The sequence below is a fragment of the Microbacterium sp. F51-2R genome, assembly GCF_052180235.1.
Taxonomy (GTDB): Bacteria; Actinomycetota; Actinomycetes; order Actinomycetales; family Microbacteriaceae; genus Microbacterium.
In genome coordinates, this window is record NZ_CP197470.1 from 516,857 (window position 1) to 530,842 (window position 13,986).

Annotated in this window: 14 protein-coding genes; 5 read left to right on the forward strand and 9 right to left on the reverse strand. The window is 70.1% G+C overall.

Annotated elements, in window-relative coordinates; all coding sequences use genetic code 11:
• Positions 1-39: 39 nt before the first annotated feature.
• Entirely contained in the window at positions 40-1,572 is a 1,533-nt protein-coding gene (locus tag ACSBPH_RS02520) for an MFS transporter (RefSeq protein WP_442576044.1), read from the reverse strand.
• Between the two features lie 77 nt (positions 1,573-1,649).
• Here ACSBPH_RS02520 and ACSBPH_RS02525 point away from each other — a divergent pair, with 77 nt between their 5' ends.
• Complete coding sequence (locus ACSBPH_RS02525) at positions 1,650-2,195, forward strand: TetR/AcrR family transcriptional regulator (RefSeq protein WP_442576045.1); 546 nt, start codon at positions 1,650-1,652, stop codon at positions 2,193-2,195.
• Between the two features lie 78 nt (positions 2,196-2,273).
• Here ACSBPH_RS02525 and ACSBPH_RS02530 read toward each other — a convergent pair whose 3' ends face one another.
• Complete coding sequence (locus ACSBPH_RS02530; RefSeq protein ID WP_442576046.1) at positions 2,274-2,495, reverse strand: hypothetical protein; 222 nt, start codon at positions 2,493-2,495, stop codon at positions 2,274-2,276.
• A 111-nt stretch (positions 2,496-2,606) separates the two neighbouring features.
• Between ACSBPH_RS02530 and ACSBPH_RS02535 the strand changes: the two genes are divergently transcribed.
• The 3 genes from ACSBPH_RS02535 (at position 2,607) to ACSBPH_RS02545 (ending at position 5,766) form a co-directional block, all read left to right on the forward strand.
• Positions 2,607-3,974 carry a hypothetical protein gene (locus ACSBPH_RS02535; protein WP_442576047.1) on the forward strand — a complete coding sequence of 456 codons (1,368 nt, stop codon included), beginning with the start codon at positions 2,607-2,609 and terminating at the stop codon, positions 3,972-3,974.
• An 86-nt stretch (positions 3,975-4,060) separates the two neighbouring features.
• A complete protein-coding gene (locus tag ACSBPH_RS02540) occupies positions 4,061-4,828 on the forward strand; it encodes a hypothetical protein (RefSeq protein ID WP_442576048.1) in 768 nt (255 codons plus the stop codon).
• Positions 4,825-5,766, forward strand: a complete 942-nt coding sequence (locus ACSBPH_RS02545) for an ATP-grasp domain-containing protein (RefSeq protein ID WP_442576049.1) — start codon at positions 4,825-4,827, stop codon at positions 5,764-5,766. Before ACSBPH_RS02540 ends, ACSBPH_RS02545 begins: the two co-directional genes overlap by 4 nt.
• Positions 5,767-5,788: 22 nt before the next feature.
• Here ACSBPH_RS02545 and serA read toward each other — a convergent pair whose 3' ends face one another.
• From serA to ACSBPH_RS02560, 3 genes are all read right to left on the reverse strand, one after another.
• A complete protein-coding gene (gene serA / locus ACSBPH_RS02550) occupies positions 5,789-7,393 on the reverse strand; it encodes a phosphoglycerate dehydrogenase (RefSeq protein ID WP_442576050.1) in 1,605 nt (534 codons plus the stop codon).
• Positions 7,394-7,525: 132 nt separating this feature from the next.
• Complete coding sequence (locus ACSBPH_RS02555; RefSeq protein ID WP_442576051.1) at positions 7,526-7,873, reverse strand: bacitracin resistance protein; 348 nt, start codon at positions 7,871-7,873, stop codon at positions 7,526-7,528.
• Positions 7,870-8,439, reverse strand: a complete 570-nt coding sequence (locus ACSBPH_RS02560; RefSeq protein ID WP_442576052.1) for a DNA polymerase III subunit gamma/tau — start codon at positions 8,437-8,439, stop codon at positions 7,870-7,872. The genes ACSBPH_RS02555 and ACSBPH_RS02560 overlap by 4 nt, the downstream gene beginning before the upstream one ends.
• A 196-nt stretch (positions 8,440-8,635) precedes the next feature.
• Between ACSBPH_RS02560 and ACSBPH_RS02565 the strand changes: the two genes are divergently transcribed.
• Positions 8,636-9,472, forward strand: coding sequence for a class II glutamine amidotransferase (locus tag ACSBPH_RS02565; RefSeq protein WP_442576053.1), 837 nt, complete (start codon positions 8,636-8,638; stop codon positions 9,470-9,472).
• Positions 9,473-9,493: 21 nt separating this feature from the next.
• Here the strand turns inward: ACSBPH_RS02565 and ACSBPH_RS02570 are convergent, their stop codons facing one another.
• From ACSBPH_RS02570 to ACSBPH_RS02585, 4 genes are all read right to left on the reverse strand, one after another.
• Positions 9,494-10,336: a peptidoglycan-binding domain-containing protein gene (locus ACSBPH_RS02570; protein WP_442576054.1), complete on the reverse strand. Its 843-nt coding sequence runs from the start codon at positions 10,334-10,336 to the stop codon at positions 9,494-9,496.
• 176 nt (positions 10,337-10,512) lie between these two features.
• Positions 10,513-11,538, reverse strand: a complete 1,026-nt coding sequence (ilvC, locus tag ACSBPH_RS02575; RefSeq protein ID WP_442576055.1) for a ketol-acid reductoisomerase — start codon at positions 11,536-11,538, stop codon at positions 10,513-10,515.
• An 89-nt stretch (positions 11,539-11,627) separates the two neighbouring features.
• Positions 11,628-12,137, reverse strand: a complete 510-nt coding sequence (ilvN, locus tag ACSBPH_RS02580) for an acetolactate synthase small subunit (RefSeq protein ID WP_442576056.1) — start codon at positions 12,135-12,137, stop codon at positions 11,628-11,630.
• Positions 12,138-12,140: 3 nt separating this feature from the next.
• A complete protein-coding gene (locus tag ACSBPH_RS02585; RefSeq protein WP_442576057.1) occupies positions 12,141-13,946 on the reverse strand; it encodes an acetolactate synthase large subunit in 1,806 nt (601 codons plus the stop codon).
• Between the last annotated feature and the right edge of the window lie 40 nt (positions 13,947-13,986).

Below are 13,986 nucleotides of genomic sequence, written 5' to 3' on the forward strand. Positions count from 1 at the left end.
TCCGCGAGACACCAGGTGACGGGGGCGAGGACGAGAGGGTCAGCGGGCGCGGTCGAGGGTGAAGGCGGCGACGACGGCCGCGACCGCGACGAGGGCGGCGCCGATGAGCGCCGTCACGGTGACGCCCGAGTCGAAGGCGTGGGACGCGGCATCCCGCACCGCAGCGCCCATCGCACCGCCCAGCGAGTCGGCAGTGTGCATGGCGCCGGCGAGGGTCTCGCGCGCCGCGGCGGCGTCCGCGGCCGGGAGTTCGGCGGGAAGGACCAGCCCCGCGCGGTACATCGCGGTCAGCAGGCCCCCGAGGACCGCCGTGCCGAGCACCGCGCCGAGCTCGTACGCCGTCTCCGACACGGCGCTGGCGGCGCCGGCCTTCTCGGGCGGAGCGCTGGAGAGGATGAGCTCGTTCGACACGGTCTCGGCCATGCCGATGCCGATGCCGAGCGCGACGAACGCGCCGATGATGGCGACGAGGCTCTCGGTGCCGGCGACCGCCGCGATCGTGATGTAGCCGGCGATCGACAGCGCGAGGGCGCCGGGCACGACGACGCGCGGTGAGAACCGCTTCGAGATCGGCACGACGACGAGCCCCGCGACGATCATGGCGGCGAGCCCGGGGACGAGCGCGAAGCCCGCCTCCATGGGCGTCAGCCCGACGATGAGCTGCAGATGCTGCGCGACGAAGAAGAGGAAGCCCACGAGCGCGACGACGCTGAGGAGGTTCACCAGCAGCGCCCCGGTGAAGGTCGCGCGGCGGAACAGTCTCATGTCGAGCATCGGCGTTTCGGCGCGCAGCTGTCGACGGACGAACAGGATGCCGAATCCCCCGCCCGCGACAAGGAGCACGGCGACCATGGGGCCGAACCCGTGGACGGCGACCTCCTTGATGGCGTAGACGATCGGCACCATCGTCCCGAGTGAGAGCGCGATGCTCACGGGATCGATCCGCCCGGGGTTCGGGTCGCGGCTCTCGGGAACGAGGAACGGGGCGAGCACGAGGAGCGGGAGGAGCACCGGAACGGCCATGAGGAAGACCGAGCCCCACGCGAAGTGCGCGAGGAGGAAGCCGCCGACGATCGGTCCGAGGGCCGAGCCCGCCGAGAACATCGACGCCCAGATCGCGATGGCGAGGCGTCGCTGGTCGCGGTCGGTGAAGATGCTCCGCAGGAGCGAGAGGGTCGACGGCATCAGCATGGCGCCGAAGACGCCCATCGCGGCGCGGGCGGCGATGAGCCACTCGGCGGTCGGGGCGAAGGCGGCGAGCGCCGAGACGAGGGCGAAACCGGTGGCGCCGAGAAGCAGCATCCGTCGCCGTCCGATGCGGTCGCCGAGGGTGCCCATGGTCACGAGGAGGCTCGCGAGCACGAGCGGGTAGGCGTCGATGATCCACAGCTGCTGCGCGCCCGACGGCTCCAGATCGAGGGCGATCTGCGGCAGGGCGAAGCTCAGCACGGTGTTGTCGACCGAGACGAGGAGCACGGGCAGCATGAGCACGACGAGCGCGGCCCAGCCGCGCCATCCGACGCGCTGCGCCCGCTCGTCGGCGATCCGGAGTTCCTGTGTGAGTGTCATCATTCGTATACCGTCCAGCCGGTACAGTATCACGTCGGCCTCCCCCGATGCCACTCCGTTCCCCGGATAGCATCGAGATCATGAGCCGACCTCCCCGCGCCCGTGAGAGCGTGCTCGACGCGTTCGAGGCGCTTCTCGTGGAGCACGGCGAGCGTGCCGCGACGATGGATGCCACGGCGAAGGCCGCCGGAGTGTCCAAGGGCGGTCTGCTCTACCACTTCGGCTCGAAGGAAGCCCTCGAGGCAGGGCTCATCGAGCGCCTGCGGGTCCTCGTCGACGAGGACATCGCGGCGATCGAGGCAGCGCCGGAGGGTCCGATCGCGTACTTCCTGCGATCCTCGGCGATCCAGAACGACCCGCTCGACCGCGCGCTCATCGCGCTGTCGCGACTCGCTCAGGGCGGCAACACTCCCGCCGCCGATGCGCTGCGGGCCGTCCGCGAACGCTGGAGCGACGCGATCCGCCCGCACGTCGCCGGCGAGGCGGCGCACGATCTGGTCATGCTCGTGAGCGACGGACTGTATTACAACAACGCCCTCGCGGGGAACGGCGTCGCGGGCCCCGTCCCCCGGGGCGACGACATGGAGGCGCTCATCGCCCTCGTGGTGGGCGCAGCGAAGCGCTGATCCGCAGGATCCGCAGGAGCCGCAGGGTCCGCACGACGCGCGAGAGCCGCCCGACCTCGCGACCCGCGCGGACGCGTCTCACTGAAGCGTGTATCGCCCCCGCACGACCCGCAGCGGCACGCCGTCGATCTCGCTCGCGTCGAGCCCCTGCGGGAGCGCGGCGTCGGGATCGAGCGTGACCTCGAGCACAGGGCCGTCCTCCCCGAGTTTCGCGCCCACGGCGTTGACGCCCTCGAGCGCCATGAGCCGATCCTGGTTCTCGGACTGCACCTGGAGCGCCTGCTCGTACGAGATGGCCATGCCGCCATGGTGGCACTCCTCGAGGTCGGCGACCACCCCGTGTATCAACCCGCTCCGCTCCCCCTCTTCCTGATGACGGGTGCTCGCCCGCCTCATCGAGGAGGAAGGGGGATGGCCATGCCATCCATGCAGGAACTGATCGCCATCAAGGAGCGGGTCGAGGGAGAGTTCCTCGACCGTCCCGGGGTGACGGGAGTGGACGTCGGCTACAAGGTCATCGGCGGTGTGCAGACCGACGAGATCGCGATCCGCGTCCACGTCAAGCAGAAGAAGGCCAGCGTGCCGAAGGCTCAGGCCGTGCCGAAGGAGATCGACGGTGTCGTCACCGACGTCCTCCAGCGCGACTACGAGCTGCAGGTCGTCAGCGAGAAGGTCGCCGACTTCACCGTCCAAGCCGACACGACGCACTACAGCACGCTCGAGGGCGGCATCAGCATGGGTCCGAGCCGGGCGATCGGCGGCTACGTCTTCGCGGGCACGCTCGGCGCGATCGTCACCGACAAGGCGAGCGGCAAGAAGGCGGCCGTGACGAACTTCCACGTCGCGTGCGTCGACTCGACGTGGCACGTCGGCGACCGAATGGTGCAGCCGAGCCGCATCGACACCGGGGTCCCGCCGACGGACGAGTTCGGGGCGATCCTCCGGGCGACGCTCTCGTCGCACGTCGACGGTGCGGTGATCTCGATCGACGCCGGCAAGACGACGACCTCGTCGATCGTCGACATCGGCACCGTGCACGGCACCAAGGCCGCGACCCTCGGCATGGACGTGCGAAAGCGCGGGCGCACGACGGGCCTGACCTACGGCAAGGTCGACGGCCTGGCCCTCACGGTGTCGGTCGACTACGGCGACGGCATCGGCGTGCGCACGCTCACCGACCAGGTGAGCATCGCCGCCGACACGACAAGGAACGCCATGTTCTCGGATCACGGGGACTCCGGTTCGGTGATCGTGGATGCCTCGGGGTACGTCGTCGCGCTGCTGTTCGCCGGTGCCGGAGCGAGCACCGTGGGCAATCCGATCGCGAGCGTCCTCTCCGAGCTCAACATCGACATCGCCGTCGGCAAGGGGATCCTGAAGGACATCAAGGACGGCCGGAAGGACATCATCAAGGACAAGGACAAGGAGCTGCGCAAGGACTTCATCAAGGACAAGGAGTTCGTGATCGAGGGCAAGCGGCTCAAGGACATCCGCGATGTCGTGAAGCGGCCCGACAACATCCCGATCGATCCCGGCGGCCCGATCGAGCTGCCGGCCGCGGGAGGAGGCCTCGCGGCCCGCCTGTCGGCCCTCGAGGGGCGACTCGGCTCGCTGGAGAGCTTCCTCTCGGCGGAGGACCGTCCCGACCTGTCCGGCAGCGCCTTCACGGGCGAGGCGGACCTGTCGGACGAAGAGGTCGCGGCGCTTCGCGCCGAGGCCGAGCGACAGGCGTCGGAGGCCGCGGCGGCCAAGGCCGACCTCGACAACCTGTTCGGCTGACCTCTCACGCCGGCCGGCGGTGCTCCCCGCCGGCCGGCACCCCTGTTCCCATGAGTGACCCCGTCACTCCCCCGATCGGAGATGGCATGATCCTCGTCCTCTGCGACGCCGACGACGTCGCCGCCCTCTGGCTCGTCGCGCGGCTCCGGGCCGCCGGCGAGCAGTGCCTGCTCGTCACCAGCGATCTGCTCTCGTTCGCGCGCATGCGGTCGCAGCGCATCGGACGAGACGGCGCACGCGCGCTTGTACGACTCGACGAGGTCACCGTCATCGAGACGCCCGACCTGGTGGTCAACCGCATGCCGGCGCCTCCCACGGCAGCATGGCGGCACGCCGCGCCGGCCGAGCGCGAGTATGCGACCGCCGAGCTCATCGCGTTCGTGCTGAGCTGGCTCGCGGGACTCCAGTGCCCCGTCCGCAACCGTTCCGAGCCCGAGTGCCTCGCCGGACCCGCGCCGCACGACCTGCTGGCGGCGGTTCAGGCGCATCGCGCCGGCCTCGACTGCGCCGACGCCTCGTTCGCGGCCGACGTCTCGCCCTTCCCGCTCCTCGAGAGCGCGCTGCGTGCCGCAGGGCCGGGAGCCCGGCCGGTGCACGCCGTCGTGCTCGACGGCCGGATCCTCGACTCCGAGGGCCTCGCACGACGCGCGGGCGCCCCGCTGCCAGCCCGCCTCGCCGATGCCGTCGAGGGATTCGCCGCGGCGATCGGCGCGAACCGGGCCCTGATCGGCATCGACTTCGTCGTCGCCGGCCGGTGGTGGTTCGCGGGTTCGACGCCCCTTCCCGACCTGCCCACCGCGGGCGACACACTCGTGCGCGATCTCACGCGCCTGAGCGAGAGAGTCCCGGCATGAGCGTCATCGTCTGGGGCGTCCCCACCGAGAGTCCCGTCGCGCTGCTGATCGACGCCCTCGATCGCCAGGGGACGGATGCCGTCATCCTCCATCCGCGACGGTTCGCGTCGCAGACGGTCGAGGTGGCGTTCCGCTCCGGTGCGGTCGTCGGCTCGCTGCGCACCGAGGGACGCACGATCGACCTCGGCGACGTGACCGGTGTGTACGTGCGCTGCGTGGAGCCCGAACTCCTGCCCGAGCTGTCGGGTCTCGCCCCTGACCACCCCGAGAGGCGCCACGCCGCGAGCGTGTACGCGGCTCTGACCGCTTTCACCGAGGCGGCGCCGGCGTCGTCGGGGTGCCGCGTGGCGAGCCGGCTGTCGTCGATGGCGTCCAACATGTCGAAGCCGTACCAGGCGCAGCGCATCCAGACGGCCGGGTTCGACACCCCCGAGACCCTCCTGACCGACGACCCCGATGAGGCGGCGGCGTTCCTCGATGCGCATCCGGGGGCGATCTTCAAGTCGGCCAGTGGCGTGCGGTCGGTCGTGCGGGAGTTCGATCCCGCCGTCGACATCGAGCGCCTCGGCCGCATCCGCTGGTGCCCCGTGCAGTTCCAGGAGAACGTCCGCGGCCGCGATGTCCGTGTCCACGTCGTCGGCGACGAGGCCTACGCCGCGATCGTCGATTCGGACGCGACGGACTACCGCTACGCCCGCGCACAGGTGGGGAAGGATGCCGAGCTCGCCCGCTTCGACCTGCCCGACGACCTCGCCGCGCGGTGCATCGGACTCGCGACCTCGCTCGACCTCCCCTTCGCGGGGGTCGATCTGAAACTCGCGCACGACGGCCGGGTCGTGTGCTTCGAGGTCAACCCGTCGCCGGGCTATCCCTGGTACGAGTCCGAGGCGGGGCTGCCGATCTCCGACGCGCTCGCGCGCTGGCTGGCTGCAGCCTGATCAGCCGCAGCGCGGCGCGAGATCAGACTTCGGAGATCTCGATCTGGCGGAAAAGGTCGGCGCCGGTCGCCTCGCGCATCGCGTCGAGGATCTCGTCGGGCACGGGCGAGTCGACCGTCAGCACCGACAGCGCGCGTCCGCTCGCGTCGGGGTGCGCGACCTGCAGGCCCTCGATGTTGATGTCGGCGTCGCCGAGCTCCTTGCCGTAGATCGCCACGATGCCCGGGCGGTCGGCGTACCGCATGACGATGTGGTGGCGCTCGAACGGCACCTCGATCTCGTAGCCGTTGATCCCGACGACCTTCGGCACCATGCGGGTCCCCGCCAGCGTGCCCTCGACGGTCAGCGTGGAGCCGTCTGCCAGCGTGCCGCGGAGGGTCGTGATGTTGCGGTAGAGGGGGCTGTCGGATTCGACGATGAGTCGCGTCTCGATGCCGCGCTGCTCGGCGAACAGCGGCGCGTTCACGTACGAGACGTTCTCGCTCACGATGTTCGTGAAGATCCCCTTGAGCGCCGCGAGGCGGTAGACGCTGACGTCGTAGGCCGCGAGCTCGCCGCGCACCTCGATGTCGAGGCTCGTGAGCGCCGAGTGCGCCAGGCCCGTGAAGAACTGGCCGAGCATCTCGACGAGCGCGATGCCGGGACGCACGAAGGGGTCGATGACACCGCCTGCGACGTTGACGGCGTCGGGCACGAGGTCGCCCTCGAGCGCGAGCTTGACCGACCGGGCCACCGAGACACCGGCCTTCTCCTGAGCTTCGTCGGTGCTCGCGCCGAGGTGCGGCGTCACCACGACGTTCGGGAGGCTCGCGAGCCGCGCGGCAGCGCTGTCGGCCTTGGGCGGCTCGCTCGTGAAGACGTCGAGACCTGCACCGGCGATCTGGCCGGCGCCGAGGGCCTCGAGGAGCGCCTCTTCGTCGATGAGGCCGCCGCGTGCGACGTTCACGACGTACGCCGTCGGCTTCATGAGCTTCAGCTGCGCCGCGGAGATCATCCCGGTCGTCTCGGGCGTCTTCGGCATGTGCACCGTGACGAAATCGCTCTGTGCGAGCACGTCGTCGAACGACAGCAGCTCGACCCCGAGCTGCTGCGCGCGAGTGGGTGTCACATAGGGGTCGTAGCCGACGACGCGCACACCGAAGGCTTTGAGGCGCTCTGCGACGAGCGCGCCGATCCGACCGAGGCCGAAGATGCCGACGGTCTTCTCGAAGAGCTCGGTGCCGGTGAAGGAGCTGCGCTTCCACTGTCCTGCCGCGAGCGAGGAGTGCGCGGCGGGGATGTGCCGCGCGAGGCTCAGGATGTGGCCGACCGTGAGCTCGGCCGCCGAGATGATGTTGGAGGTCGGCGCGTTCACGACCATGACGCCCGCCGACGTCGCCGACTTGATGTCGACGTTGTCGAGACCGACGCCGGCGCGGGCGACGACCTTGAGCGCGGGAGCGGCCGCGATGGCCTCCTGGTCGATCTTGGTCGCCGAGCGGATGAGCACGGCGTGCGCGTCGGCGAGGGCCGAGAGCAGGGCGGGACGATCGGTTCCGTCGACGTTGCGCACGTCGAAGTCGGGACCGAGGGCGTCGATCGTTGCGGGTGAGAGTTCTTCGGCGATCAGGACGACGGGCTTGGACACAGCGGAAGACCTTCGGGGCGGGTGCACGACGGCAGAGGCGGTGGAAGTGCCGCGCCGCACGTCGTCGGGGCCCGGCGGTGTCAGCCTACCGTGACGATGCGGGGCAACCCGACCGTGTGACGCTCGTGAGGGTCAGCCGCCGTAGAGCGCGGTGGTCGCCGCGGCGTACGCGAAGATGTTCAGCCAGAACGCGGCGACCAGTCCGAGCCCCGTGAGGAGCACGAGGGCGAACTGCGCCGCGCGGCGCTTCCAGCCGATCGCGAAGGCTCCCGCGAACACGACGATGGGGAACACGACGGGAAGCAGCAGCACGAACCAGCCGTAGCCCGTGAGTCCCTCGACGCCGTTCGCCTGCTGGATGAGGAAGATGAGGGCATTCCAGATCACGTATGCGTAGAGCAGGAGGAAGGCCCCGGCGATCGTCGCGATCAGCCAGACGGGAAGCACCGGAAGACGCCGGCTCGATTCGACGGCGCTCATCGGAAGACCCCCGCGAGGATGAAGGGCCACGGGATCAGCAGGAGCGCCCCCGCTGCGAGGAGCGTGAACCGCAGCCACGACCGCTTGCCGCTCGTGAGCCAGAAGACGGTCGCGAACCAGAGCGGCAGCGCGAGGACGGCGAGCCACAGCGTGATCTGGAACGCGACGGGTTCGAGGAAGAGCTGCGCCACGAGCTGCAGCCGTGCCGCCCCGAGGATCCACCCGAGCGTGAGGAGCAGGTAGACGCCCGCGAAGATGCCGATCCCGACGAGGGCCGCGTTGCCCATGCCGTGCGGCTCTCCCTCAGCGTCCGCGTCGCGCTCCGCCGACTCGGCGTCCGCGGACGCGCCGCCGGGCCGCGCGGCGAGGCTCTCGCTCCCCTTGCCCACGGCGGTGTAGCCCGCGGGAAGAGAGACGGCCGGGCGCGAGGCGTCCGAGGCCGGGGACGCGGCATCCGTCCCCTCGTCGAGAGCATCGTCGCCCGCCCGGGCGTTCGCGCCGACGTCGAGCGTGGGGTCGTCGTCACCGTCCCACGTGAGGGCGTCGTCGTCGGGTCGGGGCGTCACGTCATTCAGCGTACTGCGCGTGCCTCCCACGCCCCGCGAAGGGGATCGGCGCGTGGGAGGCGATCCCCGCGAGAACGGGCGAACGCTGCCGCCGGCGCCGCGAACTCCGCCGCGCGCCGGCGAACGCCCCGGCGCGCGGCAGAAGCGCTAGCCTCGCAATCGACACCGCACCGACGCCGTGTCAGGGGGTGGTGGCATGTGCCGCTGGCTGGCGTACACGGGTGAGCCGTTGCAGCCGTCCACGCTGATCCTCGAGACGAAGCACTCGCTCGTCGCGCAGTCCCTGAATTCGCCGCTCGGTTTCGAGACGGTGAACGGCGACGGCTTCGGCATCGGCTGGTACCGGGAGGATGCCGCGCCGTCCACTCCGCCCGCTCTGTTCCACAGCATCGAGCCGGCGTGGCATGACGAGAACCTCCGCGAGCTCACGCAGGCGATCGAGAGTCCGCTCTTCCTCGCACACGTGCGCGCAGCGGCGGGGCCACCGATACAGAAGACCAACTGCCACCCGTTCCGGCACGGGCACTGGCTCTTCATGCACAACGGCGGCCTCGCGCACTTCGCCCGGATGCGGCGAGAGCTGATGCTGGAGGTCGACCCCGAGCTGTTCCCGCTCATCCGCGGCACGACCGATTCCGAGGTCCTCTTCCACCTCGCCATCACGCACGGCCTGCAGGAGGACCCCGTGAGGGGACTGGGCCGCGCGATCCGGCGCGTGGAGGAGGTGGGCGCGAGGCTCGGCATCCCCGATCCTGTGCAGGGCACGTTCGCGGTGTCGGACGGGCGGACCCTGTGGGCCTTCCGCTACTCGACCGCCCACCGCTCGCGGACCCTCTTCCACTCGGTCGACATGATGTCGCTCAAGGAGATGTACCCCGACAACGAGCGCCTGCGACTCTTCGGGGTCAGGGCACGGGTCGTGGTCTCGGAGCCCCTGAGCGACCTCCCTGGCGCCTTCGTCGAGGTGCCGGAATCGACGGTGACGATCCTGGATGCCGAGGACTTCCGCACCGAGCCGTTCCTCGCGAGATGACGGCGCGCGGAGGGATGACCCTCAGTCGAAGATCCGAAGTGTCAGCGACTGCCACGTGACGGGACCCGCGATGCCGTCGGCTGGAGGCGCGAACATCTGCTGATACTCGCGCACCGCGGCATCCGTCACCGGACCGAAGACCCCGTCGGGGGTGAGCTCCCCGGGAAGGAGCGTCTGCAGCGCCTTGACAGCCTCGCCGGTGTCGCCCTGACGCACCTCGACGATGATGGCGGGCCAATCGAGCTGACCGAGGGTGGACGAGATCTCCGTCGCCCGGAGCGTCTGCTGGTACGCCGAGACGGCCGCACCGCTCCCCGGGCCGAAGATGCCGTCGGGGATGATCGTCGCGCCGTGTGCGCGCAGCAGGTACTGCGCCGCGAGCACGCGCCAGTTCGTCGCCTGCGACGACCCCTGCTTGACCAGCGGCCAGGGCCGCGGGCCCGGCACGAGCGTGCTGAGGAACGACCACGTCTCGGGTCCGGCGATGCCGTCGAGGGTCAGCCCCCACGACTCCTGGAAGAACTCGACACGCTCCTTCGTCGCCGGGCCGTACGATCCGTCGACGACGAGCTCGGTGTCACCCGGCGAGCGGACGAGGCCGAACTGCTGGACCGCGCGCACCGCATCGCCCGACGCGCCGGGACCGGTCTGCATGACGAGCTTCGGCCACGTGACGGGGCCCACGACTCCGTCGGCGGGAATCCCGTCGGTGGTCTGCAGATCGATGACCTTCGCGCGCGTCTGCGGCCCGAAGACGCCGTCCGCGGCGACGGTGAATCCGCGCGCGCGCAGGAGGTACTGGATGCCGGTGACGGCCGGCCCCTCGGCGCCTTCGGCGATCGTGGTCCACGGCTCGACGTTCATGACTGCTCCCTTGCCCGTACTCCCCCGGATCGGAGCGATCCTCCCGCGAGCATAAGCGCGAACGGCGGGCCGGCGCCACGACGAAGAACCGGCCGCCGCCCTCCCGGATGAGGAGGACGACGGCCGGAAAGAGCCGTGCGGGTGTGCCCGGCTGGTCTACGCGACGGACGCCGAGGTCAGCGCGCCGCCGAGCCCTCGGTGTAGTCGGAGTCGGTCTGCTTCCACGCGAAAAGGCCGCGCAGCTCCTTGCCGACCGCCTCGATCGGGTGCTGCGCCTCCTTCTCGCGGAGCTCCTTGAACTCGACCGCGCCGTTGTCCTGGTCGGCGATGAAGCGCTGCGCGAAGGCACCCGACTGGATGTCGGCGAGCACGCCCTGCATGTTCTCCTTGACGTGCGGGTCGATCACGCGGGGGCCCGAGACGTAGTCGCCGTACTCGGCGGTGTCGGAGATCGACCAGCGCTGCTTGGCGATGCCGCCCTCCCACATGAGGTCGACGATGAGCTTCAGCTCGTGGAGCACCTCGAAGTAGGCGATCTCGGGCTGGTAGCCGGCCTCGGTGAGCGTCTCGAAGCCGTACTGCACGAGGTGCGACATTCCGCCGCAGAGCACGGCCTGCTCACCGAACAGGTCGGTCTCGGTCTCTTCCGTGAAGGTCGTCTTGATGACGCCGGCACGCGTGCCGCCGATGGCCTTCGCGTACGACTTCGCGAGGTCCCACGCCTGGCCCGAGGCATCCTGCTCCACCGCGATGATGTCGGGGATGCCGCGCCCGGCGACGTACTCGCGGCGCACGGTGTGGCCGGGAGCCTTCGGAGCGATGAGGATGACGTCGACGCCCTCGGGAGCCTGGATGTAGCCGAAGCGGATGTTGAACCCGTGTGCGAAGGCGAGCGCCTTGCCCGGGGCCAGCTTGTCCTTGATGGAGTCGTTGTAGATCCCGCGCTGGTGCTGGTCGGGCGCGAGGATCATGATGACGTCGGCCCACTCGGTGGCGTCGGCGACGGACTTGACCTCGAAGCCCTCGTCCTGAGCCTTCTCGGTGGACTTCGAGCCCTCCTTGAGGGCGATGACGACCTCGACGCCCGAGTCGCGCAGGTTCTGCGCGTGGGCGTGGCCCTGCGAGCCGTACCCGACGATGGCGACCTTCTTGCCCTGGATGAGCGAGAGGTCGGCGTCGGCGTCGTAGAAGATTTCAGCCATCTTCGGTTTCTCCTTACTGCGGTCCCCGAGCATGTCGAGGGTCGTGGTTCGGCCCGTCGCGAAGCTCGGGAGCCGGGGGTTTGATGTGGTCAGCCGCGCAGGACGCGCTCGGTGATGCTCTTGCCGCCGCGACCGATCGCGAGCAGGCCCGACTGGGCGAGCTCCTTGATGCCGAAGGGCTCGAGCGCACGCAGGAAGGCCTCGACCTTGCCCTTGTCGCCGGTCACCTCGACCACGAGGGCGTCGGGGGCGTAGTCGACGATCTGCGCACGGAAGAGGTTGACGACCTCGAGCACGTTCGACCGGCTGGCATTGTCGGCGCGCACCTTGACGAGCATGTGCTCGCGCTGGACGGATGCCGCGGGCTCGAGCTCGACGATCTTGATGACGTTGACGAGCTTGTTCAGCTGCTTGGTCACCTGCTCGAGCGGGAGGCCCTCGACGTCGACGACGACCGTGATGCGCGAGAGGCCCGGGACCTCGGTCACGCCCACGGCGAGAGACTCGATGTTGAAGCCGCGACGGGCGAAGAGTCCCGCGACACGGGTCAGCAGACCGGGCTTGTCCTCCACGAGAAGGCTCAGCACGTGGCTCGACATGGCTCAGGCCTCCTGATCGAACGCCGGCGCGTGGTCACGCGCGTACTGGATGTAGCTGTTGCTCACGCCCTGCGGCACCATCGGCCACACCATGGCGTCGGCGCTCACGACGAAGTCGATCACGACCGGGCGGTCGTTCGTCTCGAGGGCGGTCTGGATCGCGGCATCCACGTCCTCCTCCTTCTCGACGCGGATCGCGAGGCATCCGTAGGCCTCCGCCAGCTTGACGAAGTCCGGGATGCGCGCGGTGCCGTGGCCGGTGTTCAGGCTCGTGTGCGAGTAGCGCCCGTCGTAGAACAGCGTCTGCCACTGACGCACCATGCCCAGCGACGAGTTGTTGATGATCGCCACCTTGATCGGGATCTGGTTGATCGTGCAGGTGGCGAGCTCCTGGTTCGTCATCTGGAAGCAGCCGTCGCCGTCGATCGCCCACACGACGCGGTCAGGCTCGGCGACCTTCGCGCCCATCGCCGCCGGAACGGCGTAGCCCATCGTGCCGGCGCCGCCGGAGTTGAGCCACGAGTTGGGGCGCTCGTACTTGATGAACTGCGCGGCCCACATCTGGTGCTGACCGACGCCGGCGGCGTAGACGCCCTCGGGGCCGGTGAGCTCGCCGATGCGCTGGATCACGTACTGGGGCGACATGAGGCCGTCGCTCGGCTGCGCGTACCCGAGCGGGAACTCGGAGCGCAGGCCGTCGAGGAACGACCACCACTCGTCGATGTCGGAGCCCTCCGGCGCGACGCCGCGGAAGGCGCCCTCCAGGTCGACGAGCACGTCCTTCAGGTCACCCACGATCGGCACGTCGGCGGTGCGGATCTTCGAGATCTCGGCGGGGTCGATGTCGACGTGCACGACCTGCGCGTTCGGCGCGAACAGCGCCGCCTTGCCCGTCACGCGGTCGTCGAACCGGGCGCCGAGGGCGATGAGGAGGTCGGCCTCCTGCAGCGCGAGCACGGCGGGGACCGTGCCGTGCATGCCCGGCATGCCGAGGTGCTGCGGGTGGGAGTCGGGGAACGCGCCGCGGGCCATGAGCGTCGTCACGACGGGGGCCTTGGTCGTCTCGGCGAGCGTGCGCAGCTCGTCCGACGCGTGGGCGCGGATGACGCCGCCGCCGACGTACAGCACCGGCTTCTTCGCGGCGGCGAGGAGCTGGGCCGCGGCCTGGATCTGCTTGCCGTGGGCCTTCGTCACCGGCCGGTAGCCGGGCAGGTCGATCTTCGGCGGCCAGACGAACGGCGCCGACGCCTGCTGCGCGTCCTTCGTGATGTCCACGAGGACGGGGCCGGGCCGGCCCGTGCTGGCGATCTCGTAGGCCGCCGCGATGGCGGCGGGGATCTCGGCGGCGTCCTTGACCAGGAACGAGTGCTTCGTGATCGGCATCGTGATGCCCACGATGTCGGCTTCCTGGAAGGCGTCCGTCCCCATGAGGTTCGAGAAGACCTGCCCCGTGATCGCGACGATCGGCACCGAGTCCATGTAGGCGTCGGCGATCGCCGTCACGAGGTTCGTGGCGCCCGGTCCGGACGTCGCGATCGCGACGCCGGTGCGACCGGATGCCGCGGCGTAGCCCTCGGCGGCGTGCCCGGCGCCCTGCTCGTGGCGCACGAGGATGTGCCGGATCTCGGACGTGTCCATCAGCGGGTCGTAGACGGGGAGGATGGCGCCGCCGGGGAGGCCGAAGACGTCGGTGACGCCCAGCAGCTCGAGCGACTTGACGACGGCTTCCGCGCCCGTGAGCACGGGCGACGGCGCGGAGGTTGTGCGGGCAGGCGGCCGTGGGACGGCCGCGACGGAATCGGCGGACATGATGGGACCTTTGTCTCTCGAAGACGGAAAGGATGTCGGG

Bases quoted from the DNA above. Each gene is read 5' to 3' on its own strand.
- ACSBPH_RS02520 (WP_442576044.1), bottom strand. From the start codon at position 1,572: ATGATGACACTCACACAGGAACTCCGGATCGCCGACGAGCGGGCGCAG.
- ACSBPH_RS02525 (WP_442576045.1), top strand. From the start codon at position 1,650: ATGAGCCGACCTCCCCGCGCCCGTGAGAGCGTGCTCGACGCGTTCGAG.
- ACSBPH_RS02530 (WP_442576046.1), bottom strand. From the start codon at position 2,495: ATGGCCATCTCGTACGAGCAGGCGCTCCAGGTGCAGTCCGAGAACCAG.
- ACSBPH_RS02535 (WP_442576047.1), top strand. From the start codon at position 2,607: ATGGCCATGCCATCCATGCAGGAACTGATCGCCATCAAGGAGCGGGTC.
- ACSBPH_RS02540 (WP_442576048.1), top strand. From the start codon at position 4,061: ATGATCCTCGTCCTCTGCGACGCCGACGACGTCGCCGCCCTCTGGCTC.
- ACSBPH_RS02545 (WP_442576049.1), top strand. From the start codon at position 4,825: ATGAGCGTCATCGTCTGGGGCGTCCCCACCGAGAGTCCCGTCGCGCTG.
- ACSBPH_RS02555 (WP_442576051.1), bottom strand. From the start codon at position 7,873: ATGAGCGCCGTCGAATCGAGCCGGCGTCTTCCGGTGCTTCCCGTCTGG.
- ACSBPH_RS02565 (WP_442576053.1), top strand. From the start codon at position 8,636: ATGTGCCGCTGGCTGGCGTACACGGGTGAGCCGTTGCAGCCGTCCACG.
- ACSBPH_RS02570 (WP_442576054.1), bottom strand. From the start codon at position 10,336: ATGAACGTCGAGCCGTGGACCACGATCGCCGAAGGCGCCGAGGGGCCG.
- ilvC (WP_442576055.1), bottom strand. From the start codon at position 11,538: ATGGCTGAAATCTTCTACGACGCCGACGCCGACCTCTCGCTCATCCAG.
- ilvN (WP_442576056.1), bottom strand. From the start codon at position 12,137: ATGTCGAGCCACGTGCTGAGCCTTCTCGTGGAGGACAAGCCCGGTCTG.
- ACSBPH_RS02585 (WP_442576057.1), bottom strand. From the start codon at position 13,946: ATGTCCGCCGATTCCGTCGCGGCCGTCCCACGGCCGCCTGCCCGCACA.